The 20,381-nt window shown below is 69.4% G+C and carries 17 protein-coding genes; 6 read left to right on the top strand and 11 right to left on the bottom strand.

The genetic code is table 11. The annotated features are described in order from the left end of the window. Positions 1–15 precede the first annotated feature (15 nt). Entirely contained in the window at positions 16–1,473 is a 1,458-nt protein-coding gene (locus HNO80_RS10170) for a benzaldehyde dehydrogenase (RefSeq protein ID WP_175322743.1), read from the bottom strand. A gap of 160 nt (positions 1,474–1,633) precedes the next feature. On the opposite strand from HNO80_RS10170, the gene HNO80_RS10165 reads away from it, so the two are divergent. Beyond that, a complete protein-coding gene (locus HNO80_RS10165; RefSeq protein ID WP_175322742.1) occupies positions 1,634–2,173 on the top strand; it encodes a flavodoxin domain-containing protein in 540 nt (179 codons plus the stop codon). Here HNO80_RS10165 and HNO80_RS10160 read toward each other — a convergent pair. Beyond that, a complete protein-coding gene (locus HNO80_RS10160) occupies positions 2,170–2,808 on the bottom strand; it encodes a hypothetical protein (RefSeq protein ID WP_175322741.1) in 639 nt (212 codons plus the stop codon). The two genes, HNO80_RS10165 and HNO80_RS10160, sit on opposite strands and share 4 nt — an antisense overlap. A gap of 168 nt (positions 2,809–2,976) precedes the next feature. On the opposite strand from HNO80_RS10160, the gene HNO80_RS10155 reads away from it, so the two are divergent. After that, positions 2,977–3,357, top strand: a complete 381-nt coding sequence (locus tag HNO80_RS10155; protein ID WP_175322740.1) for a hypothetical protein — start codon at positions 2,977–2,979, stop codon at positions 3,355–3,357. A gap of 86 nt (positions 3,358–3,443) precedes the next feature. Here the strand turns inward: HNO80_RS10155 and HNO80_RS10150 are convergent, their stop codons facing one another. Genes HNO80_RS10150 through HNO80_RS10140 form a run of 3 tightly spaced genes read right to left on the bottom strand, consistent with a single transcriptional unit; the run spans position 3,444 to position 8,668 of the window. Beyond that, complete coding sequence (locus tag HNO80_RS10150) at positions 3,444–4,997, bottom strand: FAD-dependent oxidoreductase (protein ID WP_175322739.1); 1,554 nt, start codon at positions 4,995–4,997, stop codon at positions 3,444–3,446. Next, entirely contained in the window at positions 4,994–7,222 is a 2,229-nt protein-coding gene (locus tag HNO80_RS10145) for a molybdopterin oxidoreductase family protein (RefSeq protein ID WP_175322738.1), read from the bottom strand. The genes HNO80_RS10150 and HNO80_RS10145 overlap by 4 nt, the downstream gene beginning before the upstream one ends. Next, entirely contained in the window at positions 7,223–8,668 is a 1,446-nt protein-coding gene (locus HNO80_RS10140) for an MFS transporter (protein ID WP_175322737.1), read from the bottom strand. 285 nt (positions 8,669–8,953) lie between these two features. Between HNO80_RS10140 and HNO80_RS10135 the strand changes: the two genes are divergently transcribed. Then, positions 8,954–10,366, top strand: coding sequence for an MFS transporter (locus HNO80_RS10135; protein ID WP_175322736.1), 1,413 nt, complete (start codon positions 8,954–8,956; stop codon positions 10,364–10,366). Positions 10,367–10,503: 137 nt separating this feature from the next. Here HNO80_RS10135 and HNO80_RS10130 read toward each other — a convergent pair whose 3' ends face one another. The 3 genes from HNO80_RS10130 to HNO80_RS10120 all read right to left on the bottom strand — a co-directional run bounded on the left by HNO80_RS10130 (position 10,504) and on the right by HNO80_RS10120 (position 13,966). Further along, positions 10,504–11,235: a glutamine amidotransferase gene (locus tag HNO80_RS10130; protein WP_175322735.1), complete on the bottom strand. Its 732-nt coding sequence runs from the start codon at positions 11,233–11,235 to the stop codon at positions 10,504–10,506. Positions 11,236–11,268: 33 nt separating this feature from the next. After that, complete coding sequence (locus HNO80_RS10125; RefSeq protein WP_502707837.1) at positions 11,269–13,113, bottom strand: acetyl/propionyl/methylcrotonyl-CoA carboxylase subunit alpha; 1,845 nt, start codon at positions 13,111–13,113, stop codon at positions 11,269–11,271. A 157-nt stretch (positions 13,114–13,270) separates the two neighbouring features. Continuing rightward, the gene (locus tag HNO80_RS10120) at positions 13,271–13,966 is read right to left on the bottom strand and encodes a Maf family protein (RefSeq protein WP_175322734.1); all 696 of its coding nucleotides are present in this window, start codon (positions 13,964–13,966) and stop codon (positions 13,271–13,273) included. A gap of 86 nt (positions 13,967–14,052) precedes the next feature. Between HNO80_RS10120 and HNO80_RS10115 the strand changes: the two genes are divergently transcribed. Both HNO80_RS10115 and HNO80_RS10110 read left to right on the top strand, forming a co-directional pair. Beyond that, positions 14,053–14,355 carry a hypothetical protein gene (locus tag HNO80_RS10115; RefSeq protein WP_175322733.1) on the top strand — a complete coding sequence of 101 codons (303 nt, stop codon included), beginning with the start codon at positions 14,053–14,055 and terminating at the stop codon, positions 14,353–14,355. Positions 14,356–14,400: 45 nt separating this feature from the next. Continuing rightward, entirely contained in the window at positions 14,401–15,720 is a 1,320-nt protein-coding gene (locus tag HNO80_RS10110) for an HNH endonuclease (protein WP_249777285.1), read from the top strand. A 105-nt stretch (positions 15,721–15,825) separates the two neighbouring features. Here the strand turns inward: HNO80_RS10110 and HNO80_RS10105 are convergent, their stop codons facing one another. Genes HNO80_RS10105 through HNO80_RS10095 form a run of 3 tightly spaced genes read right to left on the bottom strand, consistent with a single transcriptional unit; the run spans position 15,826 to position 19,515 of the window. Then, entirely contained in the window at positions 15,826–18,369 is a 2,544-nt protein-coding gene (locus tag HNO80_RS10105) for an MMPL family transporter (RefSeq protein WP_175322731.1), read from the bottom strand. A 1-nt stretch (position 18,370) separates the two neighbouring features. Further along, entirely contained in the window at positions 18,371–19,078 is a 708-nt protein-coding gene (locus tag HNO80_RS10100; protein ID WP_175322730.1) for a TetR/AcrR family transcriptional regulator, read from the bottom strand. Between the two features lie 38 nt (positions 19,079–19,116). After that, positions 19,117–19,515 (bottom strand): YbjQ family protein, encoded by a 399-nt coding sequence (locus HNO80_RS10095; RefSeq protein ID WP_175322729.1) that lies wholly within the window; start codon positions 19,513–19,515, stop codon positions 19,117–19,119. A gap of 193 nt (positions 19,516–19,708) precedes the next feature. Here HNO80_RS10095 and HNO80_RS10090 point away from each other — a divergent pair, with 193 nt between their 5' ends. Continuing rightward, complete coding sequence (locus HNO80_RS10090; RefSeq protein WP_175322728.1) at positions 19,709–20,278, top strand: hypothetical protein; 570 nt, start codon at positions 19,709–19,711, stop codon at positions 20,276–20,278. Positions 20,279–20,381: the final 103 nt, after the last annotated feature.

Genomic DNA, 20,381 nt, shown 5'->3' with positions numbered 1-20,381 from the left:
CTCTTCGGACTCGTCTTAGAACGGGTACGGGGCGATGTCCGGGCGCATGGTGAGCCACTGGAGCTCGGTGAAGGACTCCATATTGGCGTGGTGGCCGCCGATCCGTGAGCCGTTGCCGGAGTTCTTCGTCCCGCCGAACGGCGAGTTCGCCTCGTCGGAGACTGTCTGCTCGTTGATGTGGACCTTGCCGGAGTCCAGCCGGTCCGCGATGGTCATGGCCATGCCGACGTCGCCCAGGATGCCGATGGACAGGCCGTATTCGTTGTCGTTGGCCAGCGCCACGGCCTCGTCCAGGGTGGAGAACTTCATCACCGGGGCCACCGGGCCGAAGATTTCGTCCTTCCACGCCGGGCTGTCTTCGGCCAAGTCCACCAGCACGGTGGGCTGGTAGAACCGGCCGTCGTGGGTGCCGCCTGCGGCCAGCCGTGCCCCGGCCTGCACCGCGTCCTGGACGATCCCGTCCACCCGGTGCAGCTGCCGTTCGTCGATCACCGGGCCGAGGGCCACGGTGCCGCTCTTCGGATCGCCCACCGGCAGATGCCCGGCCTTCTCGGCAAGGGCGGCGACGTAGTCGTCGTAGATGTCCTCGTGCACTATGTGCCGGCCTGCCGCCATGCAGATCTGGCCCTGGTGCATGAACGATCCGAAGGCCGCCGCGGACGCCGCCTTGGCCAGGTCGGCGCCGGGCAGCACGATCAGCGCGTTGTTGCCGCCCAGCTCGAGGTGGGCACGCTTGAGCAGCCGCCCTGCCGTTTCGCCGATCTTGCGGCCGGCCGCCGTCGAGCCGGTAAAGGCGATCACCCGGACTTCGGGGGCCTCGACGACGGCGGCGCCGATGTCCGCGCCGCCGGGCAGCAACGAGAGCAGTCCCTGCGGGAGTCCGGCCTCCTCGAAGATCCGCATCACGCTCACGCCGCCGCAGACTGCGGTGCGGGGGTCCGGCTTGAGCAGCACGGCGTTGCCGAGGGCCAGGGCGGGGGCGACGGCGCGGATGGACAGGATCAGCGGGAAGTTGAACGGCGCGATCACCGAGACCACGCCCACCGGCCGGCGTCGGGCGAAGGACCAGCGGTTTTCGTTGGAGGTGAGCACGTCGCCGGCCGGGAGTGAGGGCAGCGCGGAGGCGTCGTAGCATTCGTTGGCGGCGATGTGCGTTTCGAGTCCGGCCTTGGGCGGGATGCCGCCGGATTCGCGCACGATCCAGTCCTGGATTTCCGCGGCGTGCTCCTCCCAGAGCTGCCCGGCGCGGCGCAGTACGGCGGCGCGGTCCTCGGGGTTGCGGGCGGCCCATTCCTTTTGTGCCGTGGCGGCGGCCGTGGCGGCCTCCCGGACGTCCGCCACGGAGGCGATGCCGTAGCTGCCCAGGGTGTCGCCGGTGGCCGGTTCGACGGCGTCAGCGGTCCCGCCGCCGCCGGTGCGCCAGCCGTTGAGGTAGATCTTGCCCTCCCAGAGGGCGGAGTCGAGCAGGGACATGTCTGTCCTTTCATCGTGGGGCTGCCTCGGGCGGCCGTGCGCCGGGCCGAAAGCGTACGGGCCGATCCCGTCCATCACATGCTGTGCCGCCGCCGCCGTCAAGACCCTCCGGTGACATTCGGCCCTAGCCCGGCGCTAACGGGTGCTCGCACAGTGGACCATGGCCAACATTTACCTTCCCTTCGGGACCGTCGAGGGCCAGACGGCCCGGATCGCCGAGTACATCGCCTACGTCATCCGTGAACACGGCCACGCGGCACGGACCGCCGATCTCCAGACCTCCGGCGACGTCCTCCCGAACGAGTACGACGGCGTCATCGTCGGCGCCTCGGTCCACATGGGCAAGCACGAGGGGTTTGTCACGGATTTCGTCCGCGCGAACAAGGCCGCGCTGGAACGGCTGCCCTCAGCGCTGTTCTCGGTCAGTCTCGCCGCGCACGGGGACGAGGAGAGCGCGGAAGGCTATGTGGAGAAGTTCGAGGAGGAGACCGGCTGGCGTCCGGCGCACGTCGGCCTGTTCGCCGGCGCGCTGCCCTACACCCAGTACGGCTTCCTCAAACGGCACATGATGAAGAGGATCGTCAGCGGCCAGGGCTCCCCGGACACGGACATGTCGCGAGACTACGTCTATACCGAGTGGGACGGCGTCCGGCGCTTCGCGGAGGACTTCCTGGCCGGGCTGCCGCCAGCCAGCGCTTAGACGGCAGCCGCCCGAACGCTTCCCGACGTCGAACTGCCGCGGGCCATCCGGGCGGCCAGCGGGTAGACGACACCGGTGACCAGCGGGACCACGCTTGCCGCGGCGAGCGAGGCGATTGGACCGGACCGGCCGAACACCGTGATCAGCAGCGGCAGCGAACCCAAGGCCAGCAGCAGCCACCCGGCCAGGGCGGTCCGCTTCAGCCCCAGGATGGCGGCCGGGAACGCCAGGGCGACGACGCCGACGGCGAGCACGGGTCCGTTCACTTCCTGGAAGCTGCGCGCCATCGTCGAATCGACGGCAAACCACACGCAGAGCGCGACGAAGGCCGCCGTCAGTGCCACAAGCAGGGGAGCGGCCCCTGCCGGCCAGAACCAGGCGAGGGCCGCGAGGACCAGCATCGGCCCCGCCCAGGCCAGGAGCACCGTCAGGCCGGCCGGCCCGCCCGGCTCCTCCATGGCGTAGCCGCCGATGAACGCCCCGCCGAACACGGTGAAGACCGCCATCAGCACCGCGCCCGCCCTCGTCAGCGCCGTCGCACGCCGCTGCGGATCCTTCTGCCGGGTGAGGACAACTCCGAGCACGACGGCGACCACGACGACGGCGGCTACGGCCAGGATGATGGGGACCGACATGGGTGCCTCCTGGGACGGTGGGATCCTGTGCCCATTGAAGCCCTATGGGGAGACGCAGCCAAGGGGAGAAAGGCCTCACGTGGACCAAACGGACGACAATTCCGGTGCGGGCGACCAGGGATTAAGTCCTCTATCTCCGGCCGTGACGCCTATGCGATAGTGTCGGCCATGGCAAAATCCCGCAAAAATGACGGATCGTCTGCCGGCTTTGTAGTCGCGCTAATCGCCATCGCGCTGGTGGTCACATTCTGGCAATGGATCCTGCTGGGGATCATCCTTTGGATACTCGTCCGGATTCTGTGGAAGGTCCATGTCAGCAAGGACGCCGAACCGTATCCGGAGCCGAAAAGGCAGCGGCCAGCCAAGTCTGAGCCCGTCCGGATCAAGCCGGTACCCAAGGGCGTCCTGGAATTCGCAGCCAAGCCTAGGCCCATGCCAGCGCGTGAGTTGCCGTCACCGGACTACCTGCCCAGATGGAACACCACCCGCCGGTTTTACACTGATCGTGAGCATGATGACTGGCAGAAGCAGTTCGACAGCGTGGCTTAGCAAAGCACTGCCGGAGGCTCGGGTGCACAGACGCGATCGCTCCTGAACTTTTCTTCGGACTGCCCGACGTCAGTACAATCAGGCACCTAAGCCACGGCCCCCTGGAAGTGCTTTTCGATGAGCCCCTTGATGTCCTCGTGGCAGCCGCCGCAGCCGGTTCCGGCGCGGGTGGAAGCTGCGACCTCGGCCACCGTCCCGCAGCCGGAGGAAACCGCGGCGGCAATGGATGCCCCGCTCACCCCGGCACACCGGCACACCGTGCGCTCCGGATCAGTAGCCGTAGCCCCCGCCTGGTCCGGTCCGTCCAGGCGCAGCAGCAGCGACCGGTCCGCCGGGAGCTCCGCGCCGCGCTCAAAGAGCTGCACCAGCTCCGCCGCGGTGCGTGGCATGCCCACGGCCACCAGACCCTCGAGCACGCCGGCGCGCGTGGTCATCTTGACGTAGCGGCCGTGCTCGGGATCGGCCCACTGGGCCACCTGCAGCCGGGCCCGGCCGCCAACAGCCCCGGCGGTCAAAGCTTCCTCGTCCCACGGTTCGGCGGAAACATCTCCGGCCACGGCCATGGTCAGCCCGCGGGCCTTGAGCACCAGCACGCCCGGCTGTTCCGCCGGCAGTGGCGGCAAGGCGTCGGCCTCACCGGGAACGCCGGAGGCCAGCAGCGTCAGGTACCCAGCGAGCCATTCGGCCTGCCGCCAGCCCGGTCCCACCAGCCCGGACGGGCCGCGGGCGCTCCGGCAGACCATGCAATCCGGCTCGGGGCAGCGGACCTCGGCGCAGTCTCCGATCGCGAAGATGTGGGGCTCGTGGTGCGCCCGTAGCCGGTGGTCCACCAGAATGCCGGCCGCGGTCGACAGCCCGCAGCCCTCCGCGAGTTCGGTCCGCGGCCGGACACCGCAGGAGAGCACCAGCAGCTCGCCGTCGATCGCGGAACCGTCCTCCAGCAGCAGCGCCGAGAATCCGCCGTCGGCCCCGGTCTCGACGGCGACCGAGCGCGCGTTGCCGGCTACCCGCACGCCGCAGTTCCGCAGCGAAGCCGCGAGCACGGCGCCGCCGCCGCGGTCAATGTTGCGCCCCAGCGGGTGCGGGCCGTTGTGCACCACGGTCACGGCGGCGCCCTCCTCGGCCGCGGCCAGCGCCGTCTCGAGACCAAGCACACCGCCGCCGAGGACCACCACCCGCTTGTCTCCGGCCACCGCCGCCTGCAGCGCCGCGGCATCCGCCAGGTCCCGCAGCGCCGTCACGCCGGCGGGCAGCACCGGGGCGGCCGGATCCGGGTTCAGCCCGGTGAGGTTGGGGATCATCGGACGGGAACCGGTGGCGAAGACCAGCCGGTCGTAGCCGGGGGAGCTGCCGTCGGTGAGCAGGACCCGCTGCCGGGCCCGGTCCACCCGGCGGACCCGGACGCCCAGCCGGACGTCGACGCCGTCGGCCACCAGTGCGGCCGCGTCGGCCAGCGCCAGGGCGCCAGCCGTGGTCCGGCCGACGCCGAGGTCGGCCACCAGCACGCGGTTGTAGGCCGCCTCCGTTTCCTCGCCGACGACGGTCAGTTCCACCAGGCCGCCCCGCACCGCGGGCAGCAGTTCGTCGATCAGCCGTGCCGCCACCGGGCCGAAGCCCACCACCACAATCCGCTCCGTCATGATGCACCATCCATCTGCAGGACTTCGGCCTGCACTTTTTCGACCCGGGAGCCTGCCACAGCCGGGCGCACCCACACCGTGCTGGTCTTGAACTCCGGCATCCCCGAGACCGGGTCCGTGGCAGCCTCGGTGAGGCGGTTGGCGCTCTCCGGGCCGGGGAAGTGGAACGGCAGGAACACCGTTTCGGGACGGATCCCCGCGCTCAGTTCCGCCCGGCAGAGGACCTCGCCCCGCCCGTTGGCGATAGCGACGACGTCGCCCTCGGCGATGGCCTGCGCCGCGGCGGCGGCCGGGTGGATCTGCAGCCGGGCCTCTGGCCGGGCGGCGGCGAGGGCGGCCACCCGGCGGGTCTGGGCGCCGGACTGGTAGTGCTCCAGCAGGCGCCCGGTGATCAGGGTCATCGGGGTGCCCGCCGGGTCAGGACCCGCCGGGTCAGCACCCGCCGAGACAGCGCCGGCCGCCGCGACCGGAAGCGTCCCACGGCGGGGCGCCACCGGAGCGAACACCGCCCGCCCGTCCGGATGGGCGAAGGAGTCCAGGAACAGCCGCGGCGTCCCGGAGCTCCCGGCAGGGTAGGGCCAGTAGGCTTCCTCGCCGCGGTCCAGCAGGGCGTAGTCGATCCCGGAGTAGTCGGCCAGGCCGCCCGCGGACGCGAGCCGGAGTTCCTCGAAGACCGTCTCCGGATCCTCGCTGAAGGTCGAGGGCGCGTCCAACAATGCAGCCAGCCGGGTCATGATCCAAAGTTCGCTGCGCACCCCGGGCGGGGGAGCGATGGCCCGGCGGCGGCGCAGCACCCGGCCCTCGAGGTTGGTCAGGGTCCCTTCCTCCTCCGCCCACTGGGTGACGGGCAGGACCAGGTCCGCCTCGGCCGCGGTCTCGGAGATAAAGAAGTCGCAGACCACCAGGAAGTCCAGGCTGCGCAGCCCGGCGATCACGGCGTTCGCATCCGGGGCAGAGACCGCCACGTTGGCGCCGTGCACGAAGAGGCAGCGGACGCCGTCGGCCCTCCCCAGGGACTTGAGCAGCTCGACGGCGGGGACGCCGGGGCCGGGGATGGAGGCCTCCGGGACGCCCCACACGCCGGCGACGTGGGCGCGGGCGGCGGGGTCGGTGATCTTGCGGTAGCCGGGGAGCTGGTCCGCTTTCTGGCCGTGCTCGCGGCCGCCCTGGCCGTTGCCCTGGCCGGTGAGGGTGCCGTAGCCGCTGCGCCCCGATCCCGGCAGGCCCAGCAGCAGGGCGAGGTTGATGGCGGCGGTGGCGGTGTCCGTGCCGTCCACGTGCTGTTCCACACCACGGCCGGTGAGGATGTAACTGCCGCCCTGCCGCGCACCTTCGGCCAGCCGCCGGGCGGTGTCGCGGACCAGCCCGGCCGGGACCCCGGTGAGGGTCTGCACGCGCTCCGGCCAGTAGGGGGCGACGCTGCGGGCCAGGGCCGAATAGCCGGTGGTCCGCTCCGCGATGTAGTCGCTGTCCGCCAGGTCCTCGTGGATCACCACGTGGGCCAGGCCCAGCAGCAGGGCGAGGTCGGTGCCCGGCAGGGGCTGCAGGTGCAGGCCGCCGCCGTCGGCGGTGAACGCCGCGGTGGCGGAGCGACGGGGGTCGACGACGATCAGCCCGCCGGCGTCGCGGGCCCCTTGCAGGTGCTGGACGAACGGCGGCATGGTCTCGGCGACGTTGGAGCCAAGCAGCAGGACGGTGTTGGCGGAATCCAGGTCCGCCAGCGGGAACGGCAGGCCCCGGTCCAGGCCGAAGGCGCGCATCCCGGCCGCGGCGGCCGAGGACATGCAGAACCGGCCGTTGTAGTCGATCCGCGAGGTGCCCAGGGCCAGCCGGGCGAATTTGCCCAGCTGGTAGGCCTTCTCGTTGGTGAGGCCGCCACCGCCGAACACCCCGACGGCGTCCGGCCCGTACGCGGCACGGGTGTCCTTGACCGCGGCGGCGGTGAGTTCCAGCGCTTCCTCCCAGCTGACCGGGCGGTGTACGCCGTCGGGGCCCCTGAGCAGCGGCTCGGTGACGCGCCCCGGGTGCTCCAGCAGCGAGGCCGAGGTCCAGCCCTTGCGGCACAGGCCGCCGCGGTTGGTGGGGAAGTCCCGGCCGGCCACCTCCAGCGGAGCGTCCGCCGGCCGTGCCGGAACTGCAGCCGCCGGAGCTGCCGCCGGAACGGTCAGTGTCATGGCACACTGGAGCGCGCAGTACGGGCAGTGCGTGGCGGCGCCGTCGGTCATTTAGACGTGTCCTTTTCCGTGGCGGGTGGCGGGGCGCAGGTAGCAGGCCCAGCAGACGGCCAGCATCACCAGGTAGGCGGCGACAAAGCCGTAGAAGGCCGGGGTGTAGGAGCCGCTGGCGGTGTTGGAGGCGTTGAGGACCTGCGGGATCACGAAGCCGCCGTAGGCGCCGATCGCGGAGATCAGGCCCAGCGCGGAGGACGCCAGCCGCTGGGTGGCCACGGTGCTGGCCCCGGACAGGGCGGCCCGGCTGTGCAGGGCGAAGATGACCGGGATCATCCGGTAGGTGGCCCCGTTGCCGAAGCCGCTAGCCGTGAACAGCGCCAGGAACAGGGCCAGGAAGAGCCAGAAGTTGCCCAGCGGCAGGGTCCAGACCATGGTCAAGGTGATGACGGCCATCGCGGCGAACGCGGTCACGGTCATCCGCGCGCCGCCCAGCCGGTCCGCCATCCGTCCGCCGTAGGGCCGGGCCAGCGAACCGACCAGCGGGCCGAGGAACGCCAGGGACAGGGCCACGGTACCGACGCCGATCGAGGAGAAGGCCGGGAAGTAGTCCTTGATCAGCTTCGGGAACACGCCCGCGAAACCGATGAAGGAGCCGAAGGTGCCGATGTAGAGCAGCGCCATGATCCACAGGTGCGGTTCCTTGACCGCGGCGAGCGAGCCAGCGACGTCGCCCTTGGCGCTGGTCAGGTTGTCCATGTACTTCCAGGCGCCGAACGCGGCGAGCAGGATCAACGGGATCCACATCAGCCCGGCCACCGGCAGGTTCACGGCCCCGGCGGCCAGCACGGTGATGGCGACCGGCACGGCGAGCTGGGCGACGGCGGCGCCCAGGTTTCCGCCGGCGGCGTTCAGCCCCAGCGCCCAGCCCTTTTCGCGGGCCGGGTAGAAGAAGGTGATGTTGGCCATCGAGCTGGCAAAGTTGCCGCCGCCGAAACCGGCCAGGGCCGCCACGAGCAGCATGACGCCGAACGGGGTGCCGGGGTTGCCGACGCACAGGGCCAGTCCGGTCGACGGGATCAGCAGCAGCATCGCCGAGACGATGGTCCAGTTCCGGCCGCCGAAGCGGGGAACCATGAAGGTGTAGGGGATACGGAGCGTCGCACCCACCAGGCTGGGCATCGAGATCAGCCAGAAGATTTCGTTGGTGGAGAAGCGGAAGCCGGCCGCGGGGAGCTGGACCACCACGATCGACCAGAGCTGCCAGACCACAAAGCCCAGGAACTCGGCGAAGATGGACCAGTTCAGGTTCCGTCGGGCGATGCCGCGGCCCAGGGACTCCCACTGGGTCTTGTTCTCGGCGTCCCAGTTGGCGATCCAGCGGCCAGGGCGGTACTCCAGCGCGGGGCCGCCGACGGCGGTGCGCTCGGCGGCGGGTGCGGCATCGGCGTCGTGGTTCGGGGAAACGCCGGTTGCGGCGTCGGCAATGCGTTCAGCAGTCACAGGGACCTCCTTCGGGGTGTCCCTCAAAACTAGGGATGCCGCGTTTCCGGGAAGCTCGCGCATTGTTAACGTGCTGTGACGTTTGCCTATCGGCGCATATGTGACGGCGTGAGGCGGCATGGGCGCCGCAACGGGGGTGACCAACAGGTGGGACGACACGAATTGTCCAAATAGTGGAACATTTGTCCATTGCGTGGACACGAGGAACTAATATCAGACATATATCCATTCCTTAGCCGGACGTCTCTCCGCAGGGCGATCCGGTCTTCATGAAAGCGTCACTACATGTCATCCACTGCCACTTCGACGGAGCATGGGTCTGCCAAGCAGGTGAACTCGCGCGGCCGCGTGATCGTCGCCAGCTTGATCGGCACCACCGTTGAGTTCTACGACTTCTACGTCTACGCCACGGCCGCCGTCCTGGTCTTCCCGAAGCTCTTCTTCCCGGGCCAGAACGAAACCACCCAGCTGCTGAGCTCTTTCGCCGTCTTCGGCGTCGCCTTCATCGCCCGCCCGCTCGGCTCGATCGTCTTCGGCCACTTCGGTGACAAGTTCGGCCGCAAGGGCACCCTGGTCGCCTCGCTGCTCACCATGGGCATCGCGACGTTCCTGATCGGCTGCCTCCCGACGGCGACCGTTCCCGGCTGGACCTTCTGGGCCCCGGCCCTGCTCGTCGTGATGCGCTTCGCCCAGGGCCTCGCCCTCGGCGGCGAATGGAGCGGCGCGGCCCTGCTGGCCACCGAGAACGCCCCGGCCAACAAGCGCGCCATCTACGGCACGTTCCCGCAGCTTGGCGCCCCGATCGGCTTCATCATCGCCAACGTGATCTTCCTGGTCTTCAGCTACACCCTGACCCCCGCGGCCTTCGAAGCGTGGGGCTGGCGTGTGCCGTTCCTGGTCAGCGCCGTCATGGTCATCATCGGCCTGTACGTCCGCCTCAAGCTGATCGAAACCCCGGCCTTCACCAAGGTCATCGAGTCCAACGAGGTCGCCAAGCTGCCCCTGGGCCGCGTCTTCAAAACCAGCTGGCGCCAGCTGATCCTGGGCACCTTCATCATGCTGGCTACCTACGTGCTCTTCTACCTGATGACCACGTTCACCCTGACCTACGGCACCCGCGCGTCCAGCCTGGACGCCGCCAAGGCAGCGGCCGAGAAGGCCGGCAAGCCGATGACCGAGGCGGCAGCGGCCGCGTTCGTCCCGGGCCTGGGCTTCACCCGCAACGATTTCCTCTGGATGCTCATTGCCGGCGTCGTCTTCTTCGGCATCTTCACCCTGGTCTCCGGCCCGCTTGCCGAAAAGTACGGCCGCCGCAAGATGCTGATCGCCGTGACCGCGGGCATCTTCGTCTTCGGCCTGCTGTTCGTTCCGCTGTTCAGCGGCGGCTTCGTCGGCACCATGGCCCTGCTGATCATCGGCTTCTCGCTGATGGGCCTGACCTTCGGTCCCATGGGCGCCCTGCTGCCCGAGCTGTTCCCGACCAATGTCCGGTACACCGGCTCGGCCATCAGCTATAACTTCTCGTCCATCCTGGGCGCGGCCGTGGCACCGTTCATCGCCGTCTGGCTCTGGGAACTGGCGAAGGGCAGCCCCGTGCTGGTGGGCGTGTACCTCACGCTCATGGCCGTGCTGACGCTGATTGCCCTGTTCGTGAGCAAGGAAACCCGGGACCTGGACTACGAGAACAACGTAGCCTGACGCTCCTCCCCAGTTAATGAATCGGATGCCCGGCGTGTGAGGTCAACACGCCGGGCATTTCCGTGTCCGGGGAGGGTGCGGCGGGCAGTAACCGGGGAGGAGCGTCCGCAGCGCGGCGTAGACGACGTCGCAGCGCGCTACCGGGCGTAGCGCTCGACGAAGTTGCGCAGGATGGCCATTGGCTCGGTGACGTTGTGCTGCCGGGCCTGGGCCATCAGCTCCTCGGCGGAGTCGGGCGGGAAGTAGCCGGCGTGGCGGTAGATATCGATCCGTGTGGTGAGGCCGTCGGCGTCGAGCTCGGGGTGGAACTGGGTGGCGTAAAGGTTGGAGCGGATCCGGAACATCTGCACCGGGCAGGTCTCCGAACTGGCCAGCAGCACCGCCCCGCCGGGCAGCACGGTGCACGCCTCCTTGTGGCCCACGAACGCCGTGAACCGCTCCGGCAGGCCGCGAAGAAGCGGATCCTGCTGCCCGGCGGAGGTCATGCTGACGGTGACGCCGCCGAGCCCTTCGCCGTAGGTCCGGTCGATCACGGCGCCCTGGTGCAGGCCCAGGGTGCCGACGCCGTAGCAGGCGCCCAGGAACGGGAAGTCCGCGGCCACGATCCGGTCCAGTAAGGCGAACAGCTCGCGCTCCACCCGGTGCTGGACGTCGCTCTTGTGCTCCGCGGGGTCGCTGGAGGTAAACGGGCTGCCGCCCACAATCACGCCGGAATACTCGCTGAGCTCCAGCCGGGGCAGCGGGGCTGCCTCCATCCGGACCCGGTGCAGCTCGGTCTCGGCGAGCCCGGTGTAGCGCAGGTAGGCGAGGTATTCGTCGTCGGCGGCGGCGTCCTCGGCGCGGGAGGCGAGGAGCAGAAATGGCTTCACGTAACTAAGTCTGCCCCCGCCGCCCCCTGGCCGCTATTCGGCCGACTCGCCGTCCTCGATCATGGCGATCACGGCGCCCGCGGAGACGGTCTCGCCGGCCGAAGCGGAGAGCCCGATCACGATGCCGGCGCGGTGCGCGGTGAGCGGCTGCTCCATCTTCATGGCTTCGAGCACGACGACGAGGTCGCCTTCGGAAACCCGCTCTCCCTCGGTGACGGCCACCTTCACGATGGTGCCCTGCATCGGGGAGGTCAAGGCGTTGCCGCCGGCCGGTGCCGCCGTGCCGGCGCTCCGGGAGCGCTTCTTGGCCTTCGCCGGCTTGCCGCCACCGCCGCCGGAGACGGAGCCGAGGGACGCCGGGAGCACCACTTCGAGGCGCTTGCCGCCGACCTCGACGACGACGCGCTGGCGTTCGCCGGCGTCGGCCGCTTCAGCTGCGGTGCCGGTGGGGGTCCAGGCGGGGATGTCGTTGACGAAAGCGGTCTCGATCCAGCGGGTGTGGACCTTAAACGGGCCTTCGGCGGGGGCGAAGTCGGGGTTGCTGACGACGGCGAGGTCGAACGGGATGACGGTGGGGATGCCCTCCACCACCATTTCCTCGAGCGCGCGGCGGGAGCGCTGCAGGGCCTGGGCGCGGGTGGCGCCGGTGACGATCAGCTTGGAGAGCATCGAGTCGAAGTTGCCGCTGATGACGTCGCCCTGCTCCACGCCGGAGTCGATCCGGACGCCGGGACCGGTGGGGTTTTTCAGCCCGGTGATGGTGCCGGGGGCGGGCATGAAGTTCCGGCCCGGGTCCTCGCCGGTGATGCGGAATTCGATCGAGTGGCCGCGGACCTCGGGGTCGCCGTAGCCGAGCTCCTCGCCGCGGGCCAGCCGGAACTGCTCGCGGACCAGGTCGATCCCGGTGACTTCCTCGGAGACGCAGTGCTCCACCTGGAGGCGGGTGTTGACTTCGAGGAAGGAGATGGTGCCGTCCTGGCCGACGAGGAATTCGCAGGTGCCGGCGCCGAGGTAGCCGGCTTCCTTGAGGATGGCCTTGGAGGATTCGTAGAGCCGCTGGTTCTGCTCCTCGGTGAGGAACGGGGCGGGGGCCTCTTCCACCAGCTTCTGGTTGCGGCGCTGCAGAGAGCAGTCGCGGGTGGACACGACGACGACGTTGCCGTGGGCGTCGGCGAGGCACTGGGTCTCGACGTGGCGCGGGGCGTCCAGGAAGCGCTCGATGAAGCACTCGCCGCGGCCGAACGCTGCGGTGGCTTCGCGGACGGCGGATTCGAAAAGCTCGGGGATTTCCTCGCGGGTGCGGGCCACCTTGATGCCGCGTCCGCCGCCGCCGAAGGCAGCCTTGATGGCGACCGGCAGGCCGAACTTGTCGACGAATTCGAGGATTTCCTCGGCGGAATTCACCGGATCGGCGGTGCCGGGAACCTGCGGGGCGCCGACCTTCTCGGCGATGTGGCGGGCCTGGACCTTGTCGCCGAGGGCGGAGATGGCCTCGGGTGAGGGCCCGATCCAGGTGATGCCGGCGGCGATCACCTTGGCGGCAAATTCGGCGTTCTCGGCGAGGAAGCCGTAGCCGGGGTGGATGGCGTCGGCGCCGGAGCGCTGGGCCACCTCGATCAGCTTGTCCATCACGAGGTAGGACTCGGCGGCGGTGTTGCCGCCCAGGGCGTAGGCCTCGTCGGCGAGCTTGACGTGCAGGGCGTCGCGGTCCGGATCCGCGTAGACGGCGACGGAGGCGATGCCTTCATCGCGTGCGGCGCGGATGATGCGCACGGCGATTTCGCCGCGGTTGGCGATCAGCACCTTGCTCAGGCGGTGGGTGCCCGGCGTGGTGGCTGCGGGCACTGGCGTTGCGGACTGCTCCGAATTTGCTGACAAGGCGTCTCCTTCTTTCCTTCAGGGAGCCTAGCGCGGTTTTGTGGGTTCCGCCGATATTACTTGCGGATCCCGCGCGTAAACGGCCGATCCTTTGTGGGGTTCCTACAAGGTGGTGCGAAATGGCTCACGCGGCGCGGACCTCGGAGCCGCCCGGCGTTCACTCGGCGCGGATGTCGGCGGGGTCGGCGGCCCCGCCGGTCCAGAGTTCGGTGACATTCACTTTGGCCTGGCCCAGCAGGCCGCGCAGGGTGGAGATGGAGAGCCCGACGACGGTGTGCGGGTCGCCGTCGACCTTGCGGATGAAGGCCCCGCCGTAGCCGTCGATCGTGAAGGAACCGGCGCACTGGAGCGGTTCGCCGGTGGCGATGTAGGTGTCGATCTCGTCCTCGCTCATCTCCATGAAGTGCACCTCCGCGGAGGAGACGGCGCCGAGCGTCGCGCCCGTGCCGGCGTCGTTGCTGTCACCAGTGCCGTCGTCGGAGGAGTCCGAGTCCGTGTCGCGGCAGTCCACCAGCCAGTGGCCGGTGTGCAGCACGCCCATGCTGCCGCTCATCCGGAGCATCCGTTCCTTGGCGACGTCGGCGGTGTATGGCTTGCCGTGGGCCTCGCCGTCGAACTCGAAGACCGAGTCGCAGCCGATCACCAGGGCGCCGTCGGCCTCGGGCAGCGAGGCGACCGCCTCGGCCTTGGCTCGCGCCAGCAGCAGGGCGGTGTCGTGCGGGTCGGTCACGCCGTAGCGGGCCTGCACGGCGTCCTCGTCGACGTCCGAGACAAGGACGTCGTGGGCGATGCCGGCGTTGCTGAGCAGCTTGGTGCGGGCGGGGGACTGGGAGGCGAGAATGAGGCGGGTCACGGCTCCAGCCTAGTTCCTTGGTCCAGTTGCCGCTGGGCTTCGTTCTGCTGCGCCATATTGTCAGAGGTCACGGGGAGAGTTGGTTCATGGACGGGACCCAAGAACCGGAAGCCAGCCTCCGTGCCGTAGCGGCACTGTGCACCATCGCCCTTGACGGACTGGCGCTGCCCAAGAGCCAGGCGGGCAGGATAGACATGTTGCGCCGGCTCGATGAGCTGACCGCCGCGCTGGCCACAGTCACGACGCGGTGCAATGTGGCCGCGGTCCTCAACCGGACGCCGCTCGCGAAGTATGGCGCGGCCCGGTGGGGAAGCACGCCGATGGCCCGCGAAGCGGGGGAGCGGCTTCTGGTGGCCGTTAGTAATGTCATAGCTCTCCGGGACACTTGAACTATGGACGGCAATCGGCAGCCCGAATTGGCTGCTCCTCCAACAATGGTGCGAAGCGACTACGTCGCGGCGCTGGACAGTGCCGACATGATTGCTGAGATACGGGCTTTGGAAGACCAGAAATCCGGGCTTGCGGCGCGTCAGGCACGGCTCGCCGCCGCATTCGATCTGGCTCGTCGCCGCGAACAAGCCGCTGCCGGGGTACCCGCCGAGAAGCAAGGCTCCGGCGTCGGAGCCGAGATCGCGCTGGCACGGCGGGAATCACCGGCCAAGGGCGGCCGGCTGCTGGGGCTGGCGCGGGCGCTGGTCACGGAGATGCCGCACACCCTCGCCGCCCTCGAAGCCGGGCAGCTGAACGAATGGCGCGCCACCCTGCTGGTCCGCGAAACCGCGTGCCTGCCAGCCGCCGACCGTGCCGCGGTCGATGAGGAACTCGCCGCCGACTCCGGGACCTTCGACGGCGCCGGCGACCGTACCGCTATTGCCGCAGCCCGGGCGGCCGCGTACCGCCGCGACCCGCGATCTGTCACCCAGCGGGCCGCGCACGCCGAAACAGAACGCCACGTCAGTCTCCGCCCCGCGCCGGACACCATGTGCTACCTCACCGCGCTGTTGCCGGTCGCCCAGGGCGTCGCCGTGCAGGCGGCCCTGACCCGGCATGCCGATTCGGTCCGCAGCTCCGGTGACCCCCGCTCCCGAGGTCAGCTCATGGCCGATGCCCTGGTCGAACGCATCACTGGGAAAGCCGGCGGAATCAGCGGCGTCGAAATCCAACTCGTCATGACCGACCGCACCCTGTTTCAAGGCGACAGCGATCCTGCACGGTTGCCGGGGTACGGCATCGTCCCGGCAGGCTGGGCCCGTGCTCTGCTTGAGAACGCGGGGACAGGCAAGTCGAGCGGGGCCGGAGACGAACAACGCCTCCCAGTCTGGCTCCGCCGGCTCTATACCGCCCCCGGCACTGGCGAACTCCTAGCTATGGACTCCCGGGCCCGGATCTTCCCGTCCGGATTGCGCCGGTTCATCCAGGCTCGCGACGACACCTGCCGGACACCCTACTGCGACGCTCCGATCCGGCACCTGGACCACATCGTCCCCTGGCACACCGGTGGCCCAACCACCAGCGGAAACGGCGCCGGACTCTGCGAAGCCTGCAACCACTCCAAGGAGACCCCTGGCTGGAACGCCCAGCCACGCCCAGGACCCGGACGGCACACCATTCAGCTCACCACCCCCACCGGCCACAGCTACCACTCCATGGCTCCGCCGCTACCGGGCGGGACGCTGGCGGGATCCCACCGTCGAATACGCACAAAACGGATCAAAGCGCTCCTCCCCGCGCGCACAATAAACCCGGCGGCCTAGAATCATTGTCTGGAGCGATGCAGGCTGCGCGACCAAGGTCTCCCACCAACAAAGCCGGCCGCCGATCGCAAGGATCGACGGGCGGCAATGGGGGACGGAATGCGGCTACCGTGCCTCGGCCGCGACGGGCTCCACGTAGGCGGCGTCGCCCTCGCCGCCGGCGGGCTTGCGCAGCTTGGCGCCCTCGACGTCGACGTCCGGCAGGATGCGGTCCAGCCAACGCGGGAGCCACCAGGCCTTGCTGCCGAGCAGGTACATCACGGCCGGGACGATCGTCATGCGCACCACGAACGCGTCCACCAGCACGCCGAAGGCCATTGCGAAGCCCAGCGGCCGCACCATGTTCAGGTGCGAGAAGATGAAGCCGGAGAACACGCTGACCATGATGATCGCCGCGGCCGTGACCACGGCGGCCGCGTGGCTGAAGCCGGAACGGACCGCGTGCTTGGCCGTTTCGCCGTGCATGTAGGACTCGCGCATCCCGGAGGCGATGAACACCTGGTAGTCCATGGCCAGGCCGAACAGTACGCCGATCAGGATGATGGGCAGGAAGCTCAGCACCGCGCCAGGGTTCTCGACGCCGAACAGGGTCCCCAGCCAGCCCCACTGGTACACCGCGACGACGCCGCCGAACGCGGCCGCGAGCGAGAGCAGGAAGCCGCCGGTGGCCAGCAGAGGCACCACGATGGAACGGAACACCAGCAGCAGCAGGATCAGCGAGAGCCCGACGACGATCGCCAGGTACGGCGGCAGCGCGGCGCCGAGCTTGCTGGAGACGTCGACGTTGCCGGCGGTCTGGCCGGTGAGGCCGATGCTGACGCCGGTGGAGTCCTGGATCGGGCCCTTTTCGTTGCGCAGATCCGAGACCACTTCGACGGTGCTGGCGCTGGCCGGACCCTCCTTCGGCAGGATCTGGAAGACGGCGGTGCGGCGGTCCTCGCTCAGCGCCAGCGGCACCGCGGCGGCTACGTTGTCCGTCTTGCGCAGGATGTCCGCGACGTCGAACTGCTTGGCCTGCGCCTCGGCGGCACTGAGGCCCGCGGGGAAGTCGCCGACGACGATGATCGGCCCGGTCATGCCCTCGCCGAAGCTCCGCTTGGTGACGTCATAGGCTTTGAACGCCTGTGAGGCGACCGGCTCCGAACTGGCATCCGGCAGGGCGAGCCGGAGCTGGCTGGCGGGCAGGGCCACCACGCCCAGCAGGAGCACGCCAGCCACCAGCGACAGCCAGGGGTGCCGGGTGACGACGCCGCCCCAGCCGTGGCTGCTGCGGTATTCGTCCCTGGCCCGGTCCTCGGTCTCGTGGCCCGGGGCGGCGTTGTGCCGCTCCGCCTTGGCCCAGGCCCGCTTGGAAATCAGTTTGCGGCCCACCAGGGACAGGACGGCCGGCGTCAAAGTCAGGGCAACGACGACGGCGACGGCCACCGTGGCGGCGGCGGAGACACCCATGACAGCGAGGAACGGCAGCCCCGGCACCACGAGGGCGGCGAGGGCAATGATCACCGTGAGGCCGGCGAAGAGCACCGCGTTGCCGGAGGTACCGGTGGCCAGGGCCACGGACTCCTCGGGATCCATCCCGGCGAGCAGCTGGCCGCGGTGCCGGTTGACGATGAACAGGGAGTAGTCGATGCCGACGGCCAGGCCGAGCATGAGCGCCAGCATCGGGGAGATGGAGCTCATGTCTACGGCACCGCTGAGCGCGAACGTGCCGCCGACGCCGACGGCCACGCCGACGATTGCCATCAGCAGCGGGAGGCCGGCGGCGACGAGGGTGCCGAGCATGATGATGAGCACCAGGGCGGCGACGGCGATGCCGATGATCTCCGCGGTGCCGAAGATCTCGGAGATGTCCTCGCTGATTTCCTTGCTGGGCAGGGCGGTCACGTTGGCGGAGGAGACCTCCTTGACGATGTCCTGGACTTGCTGCCGCACCTCCGGCTTGAGGCCGTTGATCGAGGTCTTGAACTGCACCTGGGCGATGGCGGCCTTGCCGTCCTCGGAGACAAAGCGCAGGCCGTTCGAGGCCTCAAGCTGGCGTTTGCCGAGGGCCAGCTTGGCGTTGCCGGCCTCGAGGTCCTTGGTGCCGGCGTCGAGCTTTGCCTGGCCTGCGGCGAGGGCTGCCTTCTGCTGGCCGAGCTGGGCGTCGATCGCCGCGGGCGGCAGCCCTGCGGCGGCCATCTGCTGTTCGGCGCCGACCAGCTGGGCCTTGCCGGCGGCGAGTTCCGCGGAGGCCTTGTCCAGCTGGGCCTTGCCCGCCGCGGCCTTCTGTTCTGCGGCGGCAAGGTCCGTGACGGCCTTGTCCAGCTGGGCCTGGGTGGCGAACGGATCCACGGTCCCCTGGACGTCGGGGAGGTTCTTCAGCTTGGTCAGCGCGGCGGACACCGAGTCCTTGCCGGCCTGGCTGAACTGCGCGTCGTTGGTTTCAAAAACGATGCTCGCCGAGCCGCCCGAGGAGGACGGGAGTTCCTTTTTCAGCTTGTCCGCCATCTGCTGGGTTTCGGTGCCCGGGATCTGGAAGTTGTTGGACAGCGTGCCGTGGAACGCCGCAGCGGCACCGCCGACGGCCACCATGACGGCAAGCCAGAGCGAGATGACGAGCCAGCGGTGGCGGTAGGAGAACTTGCCGAGTCGATAGAGCAAAAGAGCCATGTCAGGACCGATCTGGGGAAGGGGCGGCGATTGGGGTGGCGGCCGGGGCGGCTGCGGGGGAGGCAAATCCGGAGCCCAGCAGGCTCATGGAATCGATCAGTAGCTGGCGCAGGGTGGAGAGCGATTCGGCGGAGAGGGAGCCGGCGCAGCGGGCGAACCAGACATCCATGGCGGCTTTGCCGCAGTAGATCACGGAGCCGGCGAGGGCCCGCAGGTACAGTTCGTCGATTTCGACGTCGGCGCCCCGGGCGAAGCGCTCGCGGGCGGCGTCAATGATCTCAACGGTGCAGTGGTCCCAGGCTTCAAGTTCGGACCGGTTGAGCTGCGGGTTGGACTGGCCGAGGCTGTAGAGCTCGGCCAGGGGCGCCACCGTCATCGGGTCGGCGAGTTCAACCAGGGCAGCCCGCGCGGATTCCAGGATGGGCTCGCCGGCCGGCCGGAGCCGGAACTGCTGGAGCGCCTTGTCCAGGAAGCCGTGCGTCACCGAGGCGATGGCCGCCTCGGTACTGCCGAAGTAGTTAAAGAAGGTCCGGCGGGAGATTCCGGCGGACTCGGCGATGTCCTCCACGGTGAAGTTGCCCGGCCCCCGGGAGCGGAGCAAGCTTAGCGCCGCGTCCGTAATGGCCTGCCGGGTGGCGGCCTTGTTCAGCTCGCGCCGCGAAGGGGTCACGGCGCCGTCGTCGTGGCCGGAAAGAGGAGGAGTGGGCATGCGCTTACACTATGTGCATGTTTGCACTCAGGGCAAGTTTATTCGTCCGCCGCGGCGCCTGCCGTCCGCGCGCTGGTCAGCTGGATTGACTGGCCCGTGGCGCCGGGCTCGCCATCGCCCAGCGGGATTGCAAACACCGCCGTGCCGTAGGCGCAGATCTCCGTCCAGTTATTGGCCATGTGGGCCGTGTCGAACCGCATCGCCACGATCGCGTTGGCACCGCGCTGCGCGGCCTCCGCAACCATCCGCGCCATGACCTCCTGCCGGCTCTCGTAAAGCACCTGGGTCAGTTCGCGCAGCTCGCCGCCGGCCAGGGAACGGAGTCCCGCAACAACCTGGGCGCCGACGTCCCGCGACCGGACGGTCAGTCCCATGACTTCGCCGAAGACGGCGTCAATCCGGTGGCCGGGGATCTCGTTCGAGGTGACGATCAGCATGACCTGAGCCTAGCCATTTTGCGCCCCCGGACAAGGGCTGGTCCGGGGAATGGCATGCCCTGGAAACATTCACAGCAAGATGAAAGGTTGTGGACAGCTCCCGCCGAACCCGCCGGCACACAATGGAAACACGTCTTGCGAAAGACCACTGACCGCAGAGCCGTCGCCGTACGGCAGATCCAGGAGAGCGCACATGTCACGCACGAAGAGAATTACGCTCGGCATTTCCGCCGGTGCCTTGGCCCTCGGCGCCGGTCTCGGAATTGCCGGGATGGCCTCCGCCACCACGACGCCGACCCCCGGCCCCACCTCCAGCGCCTCGCTGGACGGCAGCAACGGGCCGGGAGGGGGCATGGGCATGCGCGGCGGCCACGGCCATGGCGGCGAACGCGGCGGCTTTGGCGGAGCGCGGGCGTCCGAACTCGCCGCCAAGCTCGGCGTCGACGAAGCCAAGGTCACCGACGCGCTGAAGGCCTTCCGCGACGCCCACCGGCCCGCCGCCCCGCCGGCCGAAGGCACCAAGCCGGACCGTGCGGCGATGGAGGCCGAGCTGGCCAAGTCCCTCGCCTCCTCGCTGGGCATCGACGAGGCCAAGGTCACCGCGGCCCTGACGGAGCTCCGTACCGCCGAACAGACGGAACGCGCCGCGGCGCTGAAAACCAGGCTGGACAAGGCTGTCAGCGACGGCACCCTGACCCAGGCCGAGGCCGACGCGGTCACCAAGGCCGTGGAGAAGGGCGTTATCGGCGGAGGCGGCCACTAGGGCGCAGCACCACCAAGACCACAAAAAAGTAGTCCCCGGGAGGAGAACTGAACTGCTCCCCGGAAGTTGGACTGAGAAATTCAGTTCCGACTCCCGGGGAGCA

It is taken from the genome of Arthrobacter sp. C9C5, from assembly GCF_013359735.1.
Lineage (GTDB): Bacteria > Actinomycetota > Actinomycetes > Actinomycetales > Micrococcaceae > Arthrobacter.
Note: the sequence above shows the minus strand (reverse complement) of the source record. Positions and strands in the feature narration are given on the sequence as shown.

What these genes read in the sequence shown, in the direction of transcription:
- HNO80_RS10170 (WP_175322743.1), bottom strand. Translation starts at nt 1,473, where the DNA reads ATGTCCCTGCTCGACTCCGCCCTCTGGGAGGGCAAGATCTACCTCAAC.
- HNO80_RS10165 (WP_175322742.1), top strand. Translation starts at nt 1,634, where the DNA reads ATGGCCAACATTTACCTTCCCTTCGGGACCGTCGAGGGCCAGACGGCC.
- HNO80_RS10160 (WP_175322741.1), bottom strand. Translation starts at nt 2,808, where the DNA reads ATGTCGGTCCCCATCATCCTGGCCGTAGCCGCCGTCGTCGTGGTCGCC.
- HNO80_RS10155 (WP_175322740.1), top strand. Translation starts at nt 2,977, where the DNA reads ATGGCAAAATCCCGCAAAAATGACGGATCGTCTGCCGGCTTTGTAGTC.
- HNO80_RS10150 (WP_175322739.1), bottom strand. Translation starts at nt 4,997, where the DNA reads ATGACGGAGCGGATTGTGGTGGTGGGCTTCGGCCCGGTGGCGGCACGG.
- HNO80_RS10145 (WP_175322738.1), bottom strand. Translation starts at nt 7,222, where the DNA reads ATGACCGACGGCGCCGCCACGCACTGCCCGTACTGCGCGCTCCAGTGT.
- HNO80_RS10135 (WP_175322736.1), top strand. Translation starts at nt 8,954, where the DNA reads ATGTCATCCACTGCCACTTCGACGGAGCATGGGTCTGCCAAGCAGGTG.
- HNO80_RS10115 (WP_175322733.1), top strand. Translation starts at nt 14,053, where the DNA reads ATGGACGGGACCCAAGAACCGGAAGCCAGCCTCCGTGCCGTAGCGGCA.
- HNO80_RS10110 (WP_249777285.1), top strand. Translation starts at nt 14,401, where the DNA reads ATGGTGCGAAGCGACTACGTCGCGGCGCTGGACAGTGCCGACATGATT.
- HNO80_RS10105 (WP_175322731.1), bottom strand. Translation starts at nt 18,369, where the DNA reads ATGGCTCTTTTGCTCTATCGACTCGGCAAGTTCTCCTACCGCCACCGC.
- HNO80_RS10100 (WP_175322730.1), bottom strand. Translation starts at nt 19,078, where the DNA reads ATGCCCACTCCTCCTCTTTCCGGCCACGACGACGGCGCCGTGACCCCT.
- HNO80_RS10095 (WP_175322729.1), bottom strand. Translation starts at nt 19,515, where the DNA reads ATGCTGATCGTCACCTCGAACGAGATCCCCGGCCACCGGATTGACGCC.
- HNO80_RS10090 (WP_175322728.1), top strand. Translation starts at nt 19,709, where the DNA reads ATGTCACGCACGAAGAGAATTACGCTCGGCATTTCCGCCGGTGCCTTG.